Here is a 2,333-nt window from a genome sequence, read left to right on the forward strand (position 1 = left end):
ACTTGAAAGTCGTCATCTTTGTAGATACTTGTGGACACCCTACTATCAGCCGACAAATTAACTCTTGCTCCATTTACAAAAAGTTTTCTATCGAACTTAGCAATACGCCTCTCATTTGCTAAATACTTCGGTGTGCCTTCAAGGTCTGATCTGGAGGACGATACATTTACTCGTGTTTTGTGAAAAGCGATGTATATGTTCGAGGAGTCAAACCATGCCGTTTCTATCTGGTATTGGTCAAATGTTCTAGAAGCCGAGTTTGCCGGTAAGGCGATAAGCATAGGCCACCAAAAACATAGTGCAACCCATCTTCTAAGCAAGTTATTCATAGCAAGAACAATCGATTTTTTGCCCTGAAATGGCAGCATTAATTTGATCCAAAGTTTCTTTCAAAAGCTCTGGTGTTAGGCTCTGAATATCTTCCTCTGAATGCTGGCCAGACCCATGTCTGTGACCTTGCGAGAATAGATTCCATTTCTGAAAGCCCCTATGTGCAGGGGATGTCGAGTCCATTATCGGATGTAGTGCAAATCCAAGCTTTATGAACGACSCTGTTTTGTCAAAATTCGAAATAGTGTCGGCTTTTGCTAACTCATTCTCAACGAATGTATTCAGCAACTTACATGATTGCGCCTTGGTTAACGCAGATGAACTCATTGCATGCATAAATGCGTTCGCCGCATCTTGATACTTCATGCTGTCAGCATCACGCGAACCCTGTTTCATGGCAGCTATTTGTGCGCTCGTTAATCTCAGTTGAGCACCTATAGCATCCAAAATCGCGTTGTGCGCGGCAGTTGACCACAACCCCTGCGGATCGATTTTACTCAAAGGATTTGCCGAGACATATGCAAAGGTATTGATCCCGCCAGCCAGTCCAATAGGATCGGACTGCATATAGCGCCCAATGCGCGGGTTGTACTCCCGGTGCCAGTTCTGGAACAGCCCACTCTCTGCATCAAACACCTGCCCGGGTAAGCGCTGGTTGAACGCGAAGACGCCCAGGCTTGACGGGTTCTGATCAGGCGCCGTCGCCCCAAAGGGCTCCGCCGTATCCCAGCGCCAAGCAATCGCTTCATCACTCTGCCGCGTAATCACTCTGGGTGCACCCAACTGGTCGGTCGAGACGTTGTACAGGCTGATGGCAATGTCGCTGGTTGCAGCAATCCCCGTCTGCTTGATCACCCCGACCGGCATGCCCATGTAAATGGTTTCATATTGAGGAGCGCCATTGGCATCGTACTCACCTAGCAGCTTGCCCCCTTCGTCATAAACGTAGTAAGCCGCACCGGTAGGCACCAGCGCCGTCGGCCCCGTCTTGCTCATCCTCGACTCCAGGGCACTGTAGCTGTAGCTCACGGTGCCGCCGGCATTCGTCATCGTCGCCAGTCTTCCCCGGTCGCTGTAGGTGTAGCTGTTGGTCCCGTCACTCGTGATGTTGCCGGCCGCATCGTGCACCACGGTGGCCGTACCTGTTGTGTCTTGCGTCTGGTTCAGCCGGTTGCTGGTCGTGGCGATGGTGTTCGGGTAGCTCGTGCCACTGATGACCTTGGCCATACGGTTGCCGGTAGCGTCGTAGCTGTACTGGATCGCACTGCTGCCCAGGGTCGCGCTGGTCAAGCGGTTCAGGTTGTCATAGCCAAAGCTCTGGTCCAGGCTGGGAACAGGCGCTCCGTTGCTTGTGTGGGTGTAGCCGGTGATGCGCCCTGCACTGTCTCGGGTAATAGTGCGGCGAACGCCTGTGCTGGTCGGGTCGCCCAGGTTGTACGCACTGATCTGGCCGTTGGCGTCATAACTGATCGCCTGGGTCTTGCTGCTGGCCCACGTCCAGCCGGTGAGCTTGTTCTCGGCATTGGTGGTGATGCCCGTTATCAGCGGCAGGGTTGTTCCGCTGGTGCCCACGCCGTTGGCATTCGGCGGATTGACCGTGACGGCATTGACCTGCCCCTGGGGGTCGTAGCTGTAGTTGACCTTTGTTCCGCTCGGATAGGTAATCGCCGTGAGCTTGTCCAGTGCGCTTCCCGTGTCACCCCAGCTGTAGCCCACCGTAAAGGTCTTGCTGCCTATGGTCTGGGTTTTGCCTGTCTTGCGGCCCAGGCTGTCGTAGCTGTAGACGGCCTGGCCGGAGGCGTCGGTGATTTTGGTGAGTTCGCCTACGGCTGCCGGGGTGGGAGTGGATCCGCCGTCGTACTCGAGCACGCTGGGCGTGCCGGTGGCATAGCTGATGGTTTTGAGGCGGTCCAAGTTGTCATAGGTGTACTGGGTGAGCTTGCCTCTGGCGTCGGTCTTGGTCAGGACGTTGCCGTTGAGGTCGTAGGTGTACTGGCTGGTGC

The 2,333-nt window shown here is 54.5% G+C and carries 1 protein-coding gene; it reads right to left on the reverse strand.

The window, feature by feature from the left end; all coding sequences use genetic code 11:
* Window positions 1-321: 321 nt before the first annotated feature.
* A partial coding sequence (locus AC1DWI_RS20105) for an RHS repeat domain-containing protein (protein WP_477725566.1) occupies window positions 322-2,333 on the reverse strand: 2,012 nt, incomplete at its 5' end.

The sequence above is a fragment of the Polaromonas sp. P3_C2 genome (assembly GCF_056402675.1).